17 protein-coding genes are annotated in these 14,379 nt (G+C 62.7%); 5 read left to right on the forward strand and 12 right to left on the reverse strand.

What is annotated here, in order from left to right; genetic code table 11:
* Positions 1-134: 134 nt before the first annotated feature.
* On the forward strand, positions 135-1,601 hold the full coding sequence (locus tag NBH21_RS01610; RefSeq protein WP_250912213.1) for a methyl-accepting chemotaxis protein: 1,467 nt from the start codon (positions 135-137) through the stop codon (positions 1,599-1,601).
* Between the two features lie 84 nt (positions 1,602-1,685).
* On the opposite strand, the gene NBH21_RS01615 is transcribed toward NBH21_RS01610, so the two are convergent.
* The 6 genes from NBH21_RS01615 to pqqA all read right to left on the reverse strand — a co-directional run bounded on the left by NBH21_RS01615 (position 1,686) and on the right by pqqA (position 6,461).
* A complete protein-coding gene (locus tag NBH21_RS01615) occupies positions 1,686-2,981 on the reverse strand; it encodes a PQQ-dependent sugar dehydrogenase (RefSeq protein ID WP_250912214.1) in 1,296 nt (431 codons plus the stop codon).
* Positions 2,982-3,198: 217 nt separating this feature from the next.
* Positions 3,199-4,335 carry a pyrroloquinoline quinone biosynthesis protein PqqE gene (gene pqqE, locus NBH21_RS01620; protein ID WP_250912215.1) on the reverse strand — a complete coding sequence of 379 codons (1,137 nt, stop codon included), beginning with the start codon at positions 4,333-4,335 and terminating at the stop codon, positions 3,199-3,201.
* Complete coding sequence (gene pqqD / locus NBH21_RS01625; RefSeq protein WP_250912216.1) at positions 4,332-4,646, reverse strand: pyrroloquinoline quinone biosynthesis peptide chaperone PqqD; 315 nt, start codon at positions 4,644-4,646, stop codon at positions 4,332-4,334. The genes pqqE and pqqD overlap by 4 nt, the downstream gene beginning before the upstream one ends.
* Complete coding sequence (gene pqqC, locus NBH21_RS01630) at positions 4,643-5,446, reverse strand: pyrroloquinoline-quinone synthase PqqC (RefSeq protein ID WP_280924833.1); 804 nt, start codon at positions 5,444-5,446, stop codon at positions 4,643-4,645. The genes pqqD and pqqC overlap by 4 nt, the downstream gene beginning before the upstream one ends.
* On the reverse strand, positions 5,406-6,344 hold the full coding sequence (pqqB, locus tag NBH21_RS01635; RefSeq protein WP_250912217.1) for a pyrroloquinoline quinone biosynthesis protein PqqB: 939 nt from the start codon (positions 6,342-6,344) through the stop codon (positions 5,406-5,408). The genes pqqC and pqqB overlap by 41 nt, the downstream gene beginning before the upstream one ends.
* Before the next feature lie 21 nt (positions 6,345-6,365).
* The gene (gene pqqA, locus NBH21_RS01640) at positions 6,366-6,461 is read right to left on the reverse strand and encodes a pyrroloquinoline quinone precursor peptide PqqA (RefSeq protein ID WP_099056987.1); all 96 of its coding nucleotides are present in this window, start codon (positions 6,459-6,461) and stop codon (positions 6,366-6,368) included.
* A 223-nt stretch (positions 6,462-6,684) separates the two neighbouring features.
* Between pqqA and NBH21_RS01645 the strand changes: the two genes are divergently transcribed.
* A complete protein-coding gene (locus NBH21_RS01645) occupies positions 6,685-7,122 on the forward strand; it encodes a hypothetical protein (RefSeq protein WP_250912218.1) in 438 nt (145 codons plus the stop codon).
* A 20-nt stretch (positions 7,123-7,142) separates the two neighbouring features.
* Here the strand turns inward: NBH21_RS01645 and NBH21_RS01650 are convergent, their stop codons facing one another.
* A complete protein-coding gene (locus NBH21_RS01650; RefSeq protein ID WP_250912219.1) occupies positions 7,143-7,580 on the reverse strand; it encodes a RidA family protein in 438 nt (145 codons plus the stop codon).
* Complete coding sequence (locus tag NBH21_RS01655; protein WP_250912220.1) at positions 7,567-9,012, reverse strand: FAD-dependent monooxygenase; 1,446 nt, start codon at positions 9,010-9,012, stop codon at positions 7,567-7,569. The genes NBH21_RS01650 and NBH21_RS01655 overlap by 14 nt, the downstream gene beginning before the upstream one ends.
* Before the next feature lie 76 nt (positions 9,013-9,088).
* Between NBH21_RS01655 and NBH21_RS01660 the strand changes: the two genes are divergently transcribed.
* Positions 9,089-9,766, forward strand: coding sequence for a TetR/AcrR family transcriptional regulator C-terminal domain-containing protein (locus NBH21_RS01660; RefSeq protein WP_250912221.1), 678 nt, complete (start codon positions 9,089-9,091; stop codon positions 9,764-9,766).
* Between the two features lie 5 nt (positions 9,767-9,771).
* Here NBH21_RS01660 and NBH21_RS01665 read toward each other — a convergent pair whose 3' ends face one another.
* The 4 genes from NBH21_RS01665 to NBH21_RS01680 all read right to left on the reverse strand — a co-directional run bounded on the left by NBH21_RS01665 (position 9,772) and on the right by NBH21_RS01680 (position 12,526).
* Positions 9,772-10,335: a biotin transporter BioY gene (locus NBH21_RS01665; RefSeq protein ID WP_250912222.1), complete on the reverse strand. Its 564-nt coding sequence runs from the start codon at positions 10,333-10,335 to the stop codon at positions 9,772-9,774.
* Between the two features lie 66 nt (positions 10,336-10,401).
* Positions 10,402-11,004: an energy-coupling factor transporter transmembrane component T family protein gene (locus NBH21_RS01670; RefSeq protein WP_250912223.1), complete on the reverse strand. Its 603-nt coding sequence runs from the start codon at positions 11,002-11,004 to the stop codon at positions 10,402-10,404.
* Positions 11,001-11,681 carry an energy-coupling factor ABC transporter ATP-binding protein gene (locus NBH21_RS01675; protein ID WP_250912224.1) on the reverse strand — a complete coding sequence of 227 codons (681 nt, stop codon included), beginning with the start codon at positions 11,679-11,681 and terminating at the stop codon, positions 11,001-11,003. The genes NBH21_RS01670 and NBH21_RS01675 overlap by 4 nt, the downstream gene beginning before the upstream one ends.
* 113 nt (positions 11,682-11,794) lie before the next feature.
* Positions 11,795-12,526, reverse strand: a complete 732-nt coding sequence (locus tag NBH21_RS01680) for a hypothetical protein (RefSeq protein ID WP_250912225.1) — start codon at positions 12,524-12,526, stop codon at positions 11,795-11,797.
* 92 nt (positions 12,527-12,618) lie between these two features.
* Between NBH21_RS01680 and NBH21_RS01685 the strand changes: the two genes are divergently transcribed.
* Positions 12,619-13,809 (forward strand): winged helix-turn-helix domain-containing protein, encoded by a 1,191-nt coding sequence (locus NBH21_RS01685; protein WP_250912226.1) that lies wholly within the window; start codon positions 12,619-12,621, stop codon positions 13,807-13,809.
* A gap of 22 nt (positions 13,810-13,831) precedes the next feature.
* Positions 13,832-14,248, forward strand: coding sequence for a GNAT family N-acetyltransferase (locus NBH21_RS01690; RefSeq protein WP_250912227.1), 417 nt, complete (start codon positions 13,832-13,834; stop codon positions 14,246-14,248).
* The last annotated feature ends 131 nt before the right edge of the window (positions 14,249-14,379 follow it).

Raw genomic sequence — 14,379 nt, forward strand, 5'->3', positions numbered from 1 at the left:
TGGCAGTCGTGACAGAGGCCCGGTCGGCATGCTCCCATGTCCTATCATTCACGGCTTTTTAAGCAATATTTTGTTTAGTGATGCCGCCTGCATGGCGAGAATTTGCACGTTATTCCAACGTGATGGGGGGAAGTATGGCGTTTTTTAACGGTCGTCAGTCGAAAGAGCTCAATGAGCTGAGGAACCGTCTGGCTGTTATCACCGAGCGTTCGAACCTGATGGACGAGGCGTCTGGAGTCGGTCTTTGGGAAGCCGTGTTGCTGAACGGCGACGCGATGCACCCGCAAAGCCGCTGGACCTGGTCGGCAGAGTTTCGCCGGATGATCGGTTTCGAGACCGAAAAAGAATTCCCGAACATCGTGCAGTCCTGGGCCGACAGGCTGCATCCGGAGGATGTGGAGCCGACCTTCGCCGCTTTCGGCGAGCATCTCAAGGACAAGACCGGCAAGGTTCGTTATCGGGTCAATTATCGTCTGAAGATGCGAGACGGCACCTATCGCTGGTTCCGGGCGACAGGCGGCTGTATTCATCAGCCGGATGGCCGGACCATCCGCGCCTGCGGTTCGCTGACCGACGTTCACGAACAGATGTTGATGCAGCAGAAGGCGGCCGCTGAGGCCGAGCACGATCGTATCGCTATCGAGGCAATCAACGAAGGGCTTGCCGCGCTTGCCTCCGGCGACCTTACACATCGCATCACCGCCGAAGTGCAGCCCAAGGCGATGTCGCTGAAGTCCAATTTCAACGTCGCCGCGGACAAGTTGTTTGAAATGATGAGGTCGGTCGTGACCGTGATCGGATCGGTCAGGGGCGGCGCCGTCGAGATCGGCCGGGCTTCCGACGATCTTTCTCGACGCACCGAACAGCAGGCCGCCTCTCTGGAGGAAACGGCCGCTGCGCTTGAGCAGATTACCGCAACTGTCAAACGCTCCGCCGAGGGCGCGCGCAAGGTGGCGGATGTGACCGTGGATGCTCGTGCGTCCGCCGAGCAGTCCGGTGGGATCGTGGAAAACGCCGTTGTTGCGATGTCGCAGATCGAAGCATCGTCGAAGGAAATTGGTCAGATTATCGGCGTCATCGACGAAATCGCCTTCCAGACCAATCTTCTGGCGCTCAACGCAGGCGTCGAGGCCGCTCGTGCGGGCGAAGCCGGCAAGGGCTTTGCAGTCGTTGCCCAGGAAGTCCGTGAGCTTGCGCAGCGTTCCGCAAACGCGGCGAAGGATATCAAGACGCTGGTCACCACCTCGTCGCAGCAGGTCGGTCAGGGGGTCTCTCTGGTTGGCAAGACTGGCGAGGCCCTGCATCAGATCGTCCGTCAGATCATCGAGATTTCTGCGCTCGTGAACGAGATTGCGGCTTCGACCCAGGAGCAGTCCGTCGGACTGAGCCAGGTCAATACCGCTGTCAACCAGATGGATCAGATGACCCAGCAGAATGCTGCCATGGTGGAAGAAACCAATGCGGCCAGCCAGTCGCTGGCACAGGAGGCGGAGAACCTCGCCGGACTGGCCCAGCACTTCCGACTCGATGGCGCAAGCTACGGGCAACACGATACGCGCTCCTCGTTCGCTCAACCGGTCCAATCGGCCCGCGCGGCATAGTTTTCGAGCCGGGCGCTATTGCTGGTTTCAAATGGAAAAGGGCGGTCTTGCAACCGCCCTTTCTTTTGCCGCTTCAGCGTCGCCTCAGGCTCCCGCAACCCGCCAGATCACATCGCCCACATCGTCGGCCACCAGCAGCGAGCCATCCGGCCCGATGGTGACACCGACCGGGCGGCCGTAGGAATGCTTCTCGTCGGGAGCGAGGAAGTCGGTCAGGATATCCCGCGGCGGGCCGGAAGGCCGGCCGTTTTCGAAGGGCACGAAGATCACCTTGTAGCCGGCAAGCGTCGAGCGGTTCCACGAACCGTGCTGGCCGATCACCATGCCGTCGGGGAAGCCGGGCAGGGTGCCCGCCGGCAGCCAGCAGAGGCCGAGCGAGGCGGTGTGTCCGCCGAGCGCATAGTCCGGCCGGATGGCGCTGGCGACCAGTCCCGGATTCTGCAATACGCGGTCGTCGACCGTCTGGCCCCAGTAGCAATAGGGCCAGCCATAAAAGCCGCCATCCTTCACCGATGTCAGATAATCGGGCGGCGTCTCGTCGCCGAGGCCGTCGCGCTCGTTGACCACGGTCCACAGGTCGCCGGTGGTCGGCTCGAAGGCGAGGCCCACGGGATTGCGCAAGCCCCCGGCGAAAATCCGGTTACGCCCCGTCTCCAGATCCAGTTCGTAGATGCAGGCCCGGCCTTCTTCCGCCTCGAAGCCGTTCTCCGCGATATTGCTGAGCGACCCGACGCCGACATAGAGCTTCCTGCCGTCCTGGCTTGCAAGAATGCTGCGTGTCCAGTGTCCGGCTGGCTTGAAATCGGCGATCCTGCGTCCCTGCGCGGCAATATGGGTCGCGCCTTCGCTATAGGGATAGGCGACCACGCCATCGGTATTGCCGACATAGAAGGTGCCGTGCAGCATCGCCATGCCGAAGGGATGGTTGAGACCCTCCATGAAGGTGTGCCGTTCCTCGGCCACGCCGTCTCCATCGGCGTCGCGCAGCAGCGTGATGCGGTTCGGGCTTTCGCCGACGGCTGCGGCGCGCTTCATCGTCGAATACATGGCGTAGTCGAAGGGCGTCCTGATCCGGCCACCATCGACGCCGAGCGCCTCGGCCGTCAGCACGTCGCCGTTCGGGAGCACATGGATCCAGCGCGGATGCTTCAGTCCCTTGGCGAAGGCATTGACCTTCAGGCCGGGAGCCGCCGTCGGCGTGTGGCCGTCGATCCAGCCGCGCGCCGTCGGCATCTTCAGCGTCGGAATGCGCTGCGCCTTCGCCTCGGGAATGATCGGTGCGCCGCCGATGGCCGGCTTTTCCGGGCTCTGGCCGAAGCGCCGCATCAGGATCATCGCCGCGCCGATCATGGCGACGATGCGCGCAAAAATTGCCGACATGTCTTGTCCCCCCGTCTGATTTTCTCGACGCACCTTAAAGCATGTTGCGCAAAAGTGTGCAGCGGTTTTGCGATAACAACATGCGACATGACAATGGGCTGAAGCGCGGGAAGCGAATCTGAAAGATCGCCCCGTGCTTCAGACAAAGGACTGCCGTCTTGGAACTGACGATCGCCCATTTCAACGCAGTTCGTCGGCAAGCTCCGGATGGCGCCGTTTATACAGGCTGGCTGGATGGCTGCCGCCCCCGATAGACGAATGCGGGATGCTCGGCGAGGCCGTCCTCCTCGGCTGCTGCCGCAAGGGCTGCGTGGAGCGGTGAATGCATGCAGACGGGGTCGGTGGCGCGCGCATCGCCGGCAAGCGCCATCGCCTGGCAGCGACAGCCGCCGTGGTCGATGTGCTTGCGGGCGCAGCTTCGGCAGGGCTCCCGCATCCAGTCGTCGCCACGAAAGGCGTTGAAGGCGCTCCCTTCGTACCAGATATCGGCAAGCCCGCGGTCTCGCACATTGTCGAAGGCGAGCCCATTGATGGTCTCCGCCGCATGGCAAGGGAGAACCCGCCCCGATGGCGTGACGTTCAGCCCGCTCGATCCCCAGCCGCCCATGCAGGCCTTCGGGTAGCTGGAATGATGGTCGGCCGGTACGTAATCGATCACCAGCACCCCTTCATGCCGGCGGCGGGCTTCCGCCACGAAGGCGTCTGCGGTTTCCACCTGTGCACGGGTCGGCATCAGTGCCTGCCGGTTGCGTTCGGCCCAGCCGTGGAATTGTACGGTGGCGATTTCGATGCGGCGCGCGCCGAGTTCGATGGCAAGCGCCACCATGGCTTCGAGTTCGTGCATGTTCTGCTTGTGGCAGACGGCATTGACGGTGAGCGGAATGCCCACGTTTCGCGTCCAGCCGGCGACCGCAATCTTGCGCGCATAGCCGCCCGCGTAGCCGCCGACGATATCGGCCTTCTCCGGCGTCGCGCCCTGCAGTGAAAGCTGCAGGTGGTCGAGACCGGCATCGGCAAGTTCTGTAATGCGCGCTTCGGTCAGCCCGATGCCTGAGGTGATGAGATTGGTGTAAAGGCCGAAACCGGCTGCCGCCCGCGTGAGATCGACGAGATCGCGGCGCGAGGCAGGCTCGCCGCCGGAAAGATGCAGGTGCAGCACGCCGAGCCCGGCGGCCTGCCGGAAGACATCGATCCACTCGGCGGTCGAAAGCTCCTCCGACGCGCGAGTGAGTTCGAGCGGATTGGAGCAGTAGGGACAGGCGAGCGGACAGCGATGGGTCAGTTCCGCCAGCATGGCGATTGGCGGCGCGGGACGTTGCGTGACGAAGCGGGCGGGACTTGAGTGCTCGTTCATAAGGCAAGCTCCAGCAGCCGCCGGTTGGAAAACTCCCGGATAAAGGCGATGACATCGGCGAGCACGGCCTCTTTCGGCGCATCGAACTGTCGGGAAAAATCCTCCGCGATCTCGTCGAGGCTGCGCTTGCCGTCGAGCGCCCTGACGATGGAAACCGCAATCTCGTCCAACGCCAGCGCCCGTTCGGGGGCAAGCAGCACCGTCTGCCCGCGAACCGGATCTTCCCGCAGCTTCACGCCGCGGGCGAGCCTGGCGACGGTGTTGCCATCGACGGTGGCTGCCGGGGCATCAGGGGCGTCGCTTCCGCTCATTCAGCCGCTCCCTGCAAGGGTTGATCGTCGATCTCGCCGGTCACGCCCTCGCGTCCGTCCCAGCCGCCGGGCGGAATGCGCGCCGGTGCCACGTAAGCCGAATGCAGCGTGTCCAGTTGCGACCAGAGCACATCGGTCTTGAAGGTCAGCGCCGCCGCCGCCGCATCCTGCTTTTCGAGTGTGTCGGCATGGTCGAGTACATGGGCAAGCCCGAAGGCGACGTCCTGCGGCGCTTCGTTCAGCCGCTGGCGGAAGTAGGAGAGGGCGGCATCATCGGCAAAGGCATAGTGTTTCAGCAGCCCGGCGATACGGTTCTCGTGGATAGCCGGCGCAAAGAGTTCGGTCAGCGACGAGGCCACCGCCTCCAGCAGGGTCTTTTCCCGCACGAAATGCACATAGGCGTCGACGGCAAAACGGGTGCCCGGCAGAACGCCGCGGGTCGAGGCGACATAATCGGGATCGAGCCCCACGGCTTCCGCCAGCCTCAGCCACCGCCGGATGCCGCCGCCCTCCGCCAAGCCTCCGTCATGATCCTCGATGCGGCTGCGCCAGATACGCCGGAGCCGGGGATTTTCGCAGCGCGAAAGGAGTGCCGCGTCCTTCATCGGGATGCGGCTCTGGTAGTAATAGCGGTTGATGACCCAGGCGCGCACCTGCGTCATCGAACACGCGCCGCCATGCAGCATCCGGTGAAAGGGGTGCTTGTCGTGATAACGTGCCGCGCCGATGGACCTGAGACGCGCCTCGAAGGCGGCTTTTTCAGGCGACGTCGATATCTGCGGGGATGCTGATGTCTGCAAGGCTCACCTCCATGCCGTCATGGCCGATCTCGAAGCCCGCGGTTTCCACCTGCCGGCGCTCCGGTCCGGCCTGCCAGATCGGGTTGGTATTGTTGATGTGCACGTAGATTTTCCGTGCGATCGAAAGTGTGGAAAGGGTTGCAAGGCTGCCGCCGGGACCGCTGATCGGCATGTGTCCCATGCGCCGCCCGGTCTTGTGGCCGACGCCGGCTGAAATCATCTCGTCGTCGCTAAAGACGGTGCCGTCGAAGAAGACGAGGTCGGCTCCCTTGAGGCGAGCACCAAGCGCTGGCGTCATCGCCCCGCAGCCGGGAATGTAAAAGGCCCGCCGTTCGCCGATCAGGAACTCCACCCCAACCGTGTCCTCGCTCTCCTGCCCGAGCCTGAGGCCTTCTGCTTCGAGATAGAGCGGAGCCTTGCCGGGGACCGGAAACAGCCGTATCCGCATCCCCGGAAGGGGAGAAAAGACGGTGTCGAGCCCGATGGTCTTCCGCTCCACGAGGGCAGGGTCCAGAACCTCGAAAACCGGGTTTTGCCGCAGCGTTTCCATCAGCGTCGCTGTGGCAAACAGCGTGAACGGCTGCTTTTCCCGAAGCGTCAGGAGGCCGGTGACATGGTCGATATCGCCATTGGTGACGATGACGCTACGAATCGGGCTGCCGCGCAGGCCGCGCGGATGCAGGCAGGCGTTTTTCTCGATCTGTGCCCGGATGTCCGGCGAGGCGTTGAAAATCGCCCAGTTTTCACCGTCGGCGCTGACCGCCAGCGACGATTGGCTCTGCGGCGTCATGCCCGAGACCGGATCGCGCGCCGCCATGCAGTTGCGACAGCCGCAATTCCATTGCGGCAACCCGCCGCCGGCGGCCGCGCCGAGCACGAGGAAACGAAGCTTGCTCATCGCCCCGTGCCCGTCGCGCGATCAGAACAGGACGGGTTCGTCACCGTCCGCCGGGGCGTAGCGGTTGATTTCCATGCCGCAGCTGACTTCGATGAATTTCGGCGCAGTCCATTTCATGGCAGTTCCTCCCGAAGTTGGTGGGTCTCTGCTTGCTGTCCTCCACCTTGTGTGGATGCCGCCTCCCATGGGCGGGAACACGGTCTGGACACTCCTCCAAGCAGGGATGATCCTAGGAAGCGAAGGTGGTAGGCGGCAATACGGAGAAACGTATCGGTTTTGGTGAAGAACCGGTGCACGCTGCAAACCTGCTCGGAACTGCTTTGGGGGAGGGAGGTTCTCGATGGGGATGAGACTTTTGAAAACGCTGCTTGTCATGCTCGCCGGTCTGGTCGGCGGCTATCTGGCAGCACTCGGCGTGGGACTTGCGGCCTTCGATGTCTTCGAGGTGTCGCAGTTCGAAGGCGCCAATGCCATGGGGCTGGCATTCTTCATCTGCCCCATGGTGGCGGTGGTCAGCGCTCTGGTGGCGGGCATCTGGTACTGGATCGTCTCCGGGAGACGCAATCCCGAGACGAGAGCCGCACCGGGAGCGAAGATCCGTATCGCATGGGTGGTCGTTGCCGCAGTCGGCGGATGGCTCGCAGGCCTGCTGCTGCAATGGCTGCTTGCCGGCCGCTCCTACGAAACCTATGTCGTGGCGCTCGCCGTCTCGCTCGCGTCGTGGCTCGGGGCGATAGGGCTTGCCGCCGCCGCATGGTGGATGCAGCGGCGGGATTGAGTCAGCGGAAGCAGGGGAAATCACGGCGAGGACGGAACCGTAACCAGCGCCTCGATCTCCACCAGCCATTCGGGCATGGCGAGGGTTTCCACCCCGACCCATGTGCTGGCGGTAACAGGCCAGCGCTCGGCGAACACCTCCCGCCCCGCCTCGAATATGGGGCCGATCAGTTCCGGCCGATGGCCCACGACATGGATGCGCATCTGCAGGATCTGCTCCGGTTCGGCACCGATTGCCGCAAGCGCGTGCCGGATATTGGCGAAGCACTGGCGAGCCTGCCCGGCATGATCGCCGGGCGCGACGAGGTTTCCATCCGCATCGAGCGCCACCTGTCCGGAGATCGCCGCAAGCCTTGACGCAGGCGGTGCAATGGCGATCTGGGCGATGTGATCGACGAAGGATTGCGTGAGGCTCGGCGGGTCGAACCTTTCGATCGACATCATCTCACGCTGCCGCATAGAGGTACCCGTCGGGCCGGATCGTCATTGCCACCGGCTGGCCCATGGGGAGATCGGCGGGCTGGACGCTCTTCATCTTTGCGGAGATGGTCGTGACATTCTCCTCACGCAGCCAACCCGGACGTGCTGCGCGAATGCCTGGCTGAAGGGAAAGATCGAGCCACCGGCCATCCTGCATCAGTTGGTAAAGCGTGGTCTCCGAGCCGTCGTCGAGCACGAGTTCGACATCGCCAACCGATGTGCCAGCCTTCGGATGGTCGGTGCCGACGACGTCGGTATCCGTCCGGCCGTAGCGGACGCCGAAGCCGGAAAGCTCCGCCGCCAGCCGGTGGTTGACCGCCGGGATTTGCAACAGCCCGTTCAGGGTTTCCCTGAGCGCCAGTGTTGCCGGGTTGAATTCGGTCATCAGCGCGACCTGGGCAAGCGTGTTCTTGTACAGGCCTTCACCCACCGGGCGGCGTTCTTCGCCATAGCTATCCAGCAGCGTTGCAGGAGCATGGCCGCGCACCACCATGGCCAGCTTCCAGCCGAGGTTCATGGCGTCCTGAAGTCCGACATTCATGCCCTGGCCACCGGCCGGCGCATGGATATGCGCGGCATCGCCGGCAAGCAGGATACGTCCGCGCCGGTAGCTGTCGGCAAGGCGCGTCTCGTCCGCGAAACGTGACATCCAGATCGGGTCGCGCGCGCCGAAATCGCTGCCCAGAATGCGCCGGGCGGATTGCGTCACTTCCTCAAGCGTCACTGGTTCCGTGCGGGCCACATGGCTGCGCAGGGGATCGACCAGAACGATGCGGTGATGCTGTCCGTCTCCAAGCGGCGCCACCATGGCGCATCCGTTTTCGTTGACCGTCGACAGGACCGACCGTGCCGGCGGAGTTCCAAGCACGACGTCGGCAAGCATCATCGTGTGGCGGGCCGGCGCGCCGGAAAACGGGATGCCAGCGCTTTCCCGCACGATGCTTCTCGCGCCATCCGCGCCGACCAGATAGGCGCAGGCATGGACCGCCCGATCCGTCGAAACGAGTACCTGCCCATCCTGCTCTTCGATCTCCGTAACGCTCTCGCCGCGCAGCACTCTGGCGCCGAGTTCGATGGCGCGTTCTTCAAGCCGCGCCTCCGTATCCGACTGCGGCAGGTAGAGCGTGAAGGGGAAGCGGCTGTCGAAGGTGGAAAAGTCGAGGCGGGTGTCGAGCACACCGAAATGCCCGCTCGGGATCGGCCGGCCGGCGTCGAGGAAATGCTTTTCCAGGCCCCGAAGAGCGAAAAGCTCGATGCTGCGCCCGTGAATGGTCAGGGCGCGGGATTGCGGGCTGCGCTCCGTGCGGCGCTCGAGGACCAGGACATCGACGCCTGCAAGCCTGAGCTCGCAGGCAAGCCAAAGCCCGACTGGCCCGGCGCCGACAATGATGACTTCGTGAAAGTTTTGCATGGCATATCTCCAATCTAACGTTGTTAGGTTGATCTAACGATGTTAGGGAGTCAAGCGAGATCGATGGAGAAAAATCATGGCTGTCGTGAAAGAAGAGGTGATCGCCACTGCGCTGGGCCTGCTCGATGAGAGCGGTCTGGAAGGCCTGACGATGCGCAAGCTCGCGGAAACGCTGAAGATCCAGGCGCCGTCGCTCTATTGGCATTTTGCCAACAAGGATGCCCTTCTCGACGGAATGGCCGAAGCGCTGCTGGTGCCCGTGGCGGTGGAAATGCGGATGGGCGAACCGTGGGACGCGCGTCTCGCGGCAATCGCAAACGAGTTGCGTAGCGCCCTGCTGTCACGTCGCGATGCCGCCCGCGTCTTCGCCGGCACGTTTCCCGTCTCCGGCAATGTGCTTCGGGTCGGGTCTCAGGTGATGGAATGCCTGAAGGAGGCGAGCGGCGATGAACGTCTGGCGGCGTGGGGCACGTTCACGCTGCTCTATTACGTGCTCGGCTTTGCGATAGAAGAGCAGGCCTTCACGGAGAAGCAGGGGAAGCAGCAAGCGGCGGCCCATCCGCCGGAATTGCTGGAAGCCTATCCTCTCGCCGTCTCCGCGATGGCGGAAATCACCGGCGAGAGCAGCGACGAACGCTTCGATTTCGGCCTGCGGATGCAGATCGAGGGTTTCAGGCATGTCGCCGCCCGACATAGGGCGGCAAAAGAAAATGGTGCCACCGACAAGGGCGGCACCGCTCTCAGGAAGGGCTGACGGGCTCAGGCCCGCTGCGGCAAAAGCGGATAGCCGACCATCACGGCGCGGCCGGCGAGGCCGGCGACGGCTGCCTTCAGCAGGTCGCCCGGAATGAAGGCCATCGAGCCGAGGAAGGCCTTCTGAAATCCGAGGCCCGCGCCGAAGGCGAGATAGCCGATGCCGAAGAGATTGAGCACCACGACACCGCCGATCGCGGCCGCCGCGAAGAAGCCGAGCGTCTGCGGCAGGGCCGCCATATCAGGCCGTGCAAACCGTTCGGCGATCAAGCCGGTGACATAGGCGGCGGGAACCCAGCCGATCAGGAAGCCGACCGTCGGGCCGGCGAAGACGGCAAGGCCGCCGCGACCACCCGAGAGCACCGGCAGGCCGATGGCGACCAAGAGGATGACGAGCAGCGGCGCCAGCGCCCCGCGCTTCGCCCCGAGGATGACGCCCGCCAGCATGACGCCGAGCGATTGCAGCGTGATTGGCACGGGAATGAAGCCGAGCGTGATCGGCGGGATGAGGCCGAGCGCCACGATGATCGCGGCAAACAGCGAAACGAGGACGAGGTCACGGGTGTTCATGGTGTCTCCCTTGCTCAGGCCCGCCCGCAATCGCGGCGGCGCCTGCGAATTTCCCCCAGCCCTTGCTCATTGGCCGCGAATGCCGCGCGCGTCAATGGCGGCCGCGATGTTGTCGGCATCCTTCAGCGTCGAAATGATGAGCGGCCCGAGGATCGTGGTGACTTTCGGCCGGATGCCGCGCGCCCGGTGCGCCTCGCGGATCGCCTCGTAGCGCGTCAGGATCTCCGGCACGAAACGGACCACCAGCCCGACCGAAAGCCCTATATCGGCGGCCTTGACCAGCCCCAGCCGTTCCAGCGGCGAGGCGGCGCGGGTAATCGTCTCGATGAAGGCGGAGACCGTGGTGGACGCCGTGACAGCGGCCCCCAGCATCATCAGCGTGGAAAGCCGAAGCGTTGTCACCATGGCCTCTTCGGCATTGGTGAGCAGGAGATGGAACAGGCCGACCAGCAGGATCGTCGCCAGCACGGGCCGGAGCGGCCTGATCGCCGCATTGATCGATTGGCCGAGGCTGAAATAAAGCCCGCTCGCCAGAAGGAACGCAGGCACCAGAAAGCGCGGATCGCGCGTGAGGAAGATGAGAACGGCGGCAAGCGCCAGCCCGGCGATCTTGGATGCTGCGGGCAGGCGGTGCAGCGGGCTCTTGCCGGCAACATGAAGGCTTCTCATGACAGGGCAAGCTCCCGGTAGCGGGCAATCGCATCCTGTGGCCCGCCGTCGAAGGCGAGCCGCCCCTGATGAAATACCAGGACACGGCCATAGCCGGAAACAAGGTCGAGATCGTGGCTGATGACGATTGCCTGTTGCGGCAGCGCGTCGATTGCCGCCTGCACCATGGCGCGGTTCTTGAGGTCGAGCTGGTTGGTCGGCTCGTCGAAGATCACCATGTCAGGCCCGGTCACGATCACGGCGGCAAGGGCCGCGAGCTGCAGTTCGCCGCCGGAAAGCTCATGCGGCCGCCGGTCCGCCAGATGGGTAATGCCGAGCTGCGTCAAAACACCGTCGACCGCTTGCGTCAGAGCTTCGCCCTTGGTGCCCCGGCTCTTCGGCCCGAAGGCGATGTCGTCGCGGATGATCGGCAGGATGATCTGGTTGGCCGGGTTCTGGAAGATGAAGCCGGTCTTGGAAAGCACCGCCTTCTCGTCCTTCACCGTGTCGAGCCCGTCAAGCGTCACGCATCCGGCGGAAGGTTTCACCAGCCCGTTGATCAGCCGCGCGAAGGTTGTCTTGCCCGAACCGTTGAGACCGATCACGCCGATGCGGTGTTCCTCAAGCGCAAGATCGAGCGGCTGAAGCGCCACATGCGCGCCGAAACGCACCTCGGCCCGGTCGAACGTGATCTGCAAGCGGCTTCCCCCGACTTTCAAGTGGAGGTCTCTATAGCTTCTGTCGCAGGGGAGGGGAATGGGCCGTACGACTTAGTCGGTGCCCGAGAGTAAGTAAACACGGGGGCAAAATGCTATTCATAAGGTCTTGAAGCCGCACGGTCACTTGAGGTGGCCACCTCAATCGTAGGAGGCGTTTGTGCCAATATTCCGCTTGATGGCTTGAGGACATGTCTTTGTTCCGGGGGGAACGTATTAAGGAATCTTTCATAATTTTGTTCGGGGATTATGGGGGTAATATGGAAAAAGGTGCATCCCTCAAAGTGGCAACCTTGGAATCCAATACACCCCGTGACGGACTCTCCATCTCCAAGTACCAACGGAGTTCCCATTCGATCCCAGGTGTTTCCGGGGCCTATGCTCGTATCGTCCATAAATAAAACCATTCCAGGGCCGTGAAATGAGCAATTGTAAAATTGTTTGCTGCGTATAAATTCGTATTTTCCATCCTTCTTTATGTAGTTTCTGAATAGTGTCTGAATAGATATTGCCTCATGGTCGAACCTTGCTAGGCGTATGTCAAAATTTTTGTACCAGTCTGGAGAGTTTCCACGAAGAAGGTATAAGGAAAGGACCATTCCCAGCGAAGCTCCGATCAGGATGCCATGTGGTAAGAAACCGAAGGACGCCAAAAAGGTTTTCAGTGTTTTTATTGGACCTTCCAAATATGCATCGTAAAATTCGGTACCCAATGGGGCAAGGAAGAATTCTACAAAGGCGATACCGATGGCCCATTTAACAATTGGGTGTAGGTTTCGATAACTAGGTATCATCGTGCTTCCAAGGGCGGGTGAAATAGGAACCAAGCAGTCATCATGATTGATAGTCCTCTATTTGAAAGCAAACACAAGCCTCAAATGCATTGAACATATCATGAACATCCGCTAGCCTCCTGCTCATGGCGATTCCAGTTTCCAATGCGCAGGCGCGAAAGATCTTCATGGAGCGGCAGGGGCTTTCCCGGCCGCCGCATCTGGCACTGGGCAAGGCGGGGCTCTTCGATCTCGTGCACGATCTCGGCTTCGTGCAGATCGACAGCATCGCGACGGTGGAGCGCGCCCATCACCAGATCCTCTTTTCGCGCAACCAGACCTACAGGCCGGAGCATCTGTCCGCCCTGATCGAGAAGGACCGGGCGCTGTTCGAGCACTGGACCCACGACGCCTCGATCATTCCTTCGGCCTTCTTTCCCTATTGGAAGCACCGGTTCAGGCGGCGCGAGGCGAAGATCCTCGAAAACTGGCGCAAATGGCAAGGCGAAGGCTTCGACCGGGCCTTCGAGGAAACCTATGAGCGCATCCGGGAAAACGGTCCGGTCATGGCGCGCGAGGTGAAGGCGGAGGAACACAAGTCCGGCGGCTGGTGGAACTGGCACCCTTCAAAGACGGCGCTCGAATATCTCTGGCACACCGGCAAGCTGGCGATCTCCGGCCGGGAGAATTTCCAGAAGATCTACGATCTTGCCGAACGGGTGATCCCTAGGGAGCATTTCGAGGCGGAGGTCGATAACGATGCCTTCATCGACTGGGCCTGCCGAAGCGCCCTGACGCGGCTGGGCTTTGCCACATCTGGCGAAATCGCCGCCTTCTTCGATCTCGTCACCCCGCAGGAAGCCAGGCTCTGGGTGGAAAGCCATCGCGACGAACTGGAGGAAGTGGCGATCGAGACTGTCGATGGCGGCAAGCCGCGCTCGTCCTTCGCCTTCGCCGAGGGGCTGGAAACGCTGCTCGATGCGCCGGAACCGCCGGCCCGCATCCGCGTACTCAGCCCCTTCGACCCCCTGATCCGCGACCGTAACCGCACCGAACGCCTGTTCGGCTTCTTCTACCGCATCGAGATCTTCGTGCCGGAGCCGAAGCGGGAATATGGCTACTACGTTTTCCCGCTTCTGGAAGGCGACCGCCTGATCGGCCGCATCGACATGAAGGCCGACCGCAAGACGGGCGTGCTCGATGTGAAACGGCTCTGGCTGGAAAAGGGCGTCAAACCCTCCGCCGGCCGGTTGGAAAAGCTGCAGGCCGAGCTTGCCCGCATCGCCCGCTTTGCGGGGGTGGAGACCGTGGTGCTGCGCCAGGGCTGGCTGGGATAAAATCTCAAAAGGGAGGGGACTTGTGTCCGACAATAGCGACTACCGCATCGAAGCCCGCGTGCCCGGCATCGAGGATTATCTGCGCCTGCGCCAAGTCTCGGGCCTCAGCCCCTTTTCCCGCGAGGCGGCGGAGAAGGGCCTGCCGAATTCGATCTTCGGTGTCAGTCTGATGCGGGGCGAGGAGGTGGTCGGCATGGGCCGCATCATCGGCGACGGCGGTTGCTTCTTTCAGGTGACCGACATCGCCATCGACCCGGTGCATCAGGGCAGGGGGCTGGCAAAGTGGATCATGCAGGCGCTTTCCGATTTCATCGCGACGCTGCCGAAGTCCGCCTATGTCAGCCTGATCGCCGACGTCCCGGCCAACCGCCTCTACGCCCAGTTTGGCTTCGAGGAGACCGCACCCCGCTCCGTCGGCATGGCGCGCAAGGTCGTCTGAACCGGTGGCCGCCTTTGTTGGAAGGTTACAGGTGTCGGAGCGCCAAACCGTCTGCCTGGCTGCTCGAAAAACTCCAAGCTGAACCCGCTCGCTTCGTGGTCGTTGAAACGGTGGTGCTGAGGGAGGACTGG

The sequence above is a fragment of the Ciceribacter sichuanensis genome (assembly GCF_024055605.1).
Taxonomy (GTDB): Bacteria; Pseudomonadota; Alphaproteobacteria; order Rhizobiales; family Rhizobiaceae; genus Allorhizobium; species Allorhizobium sichuanense.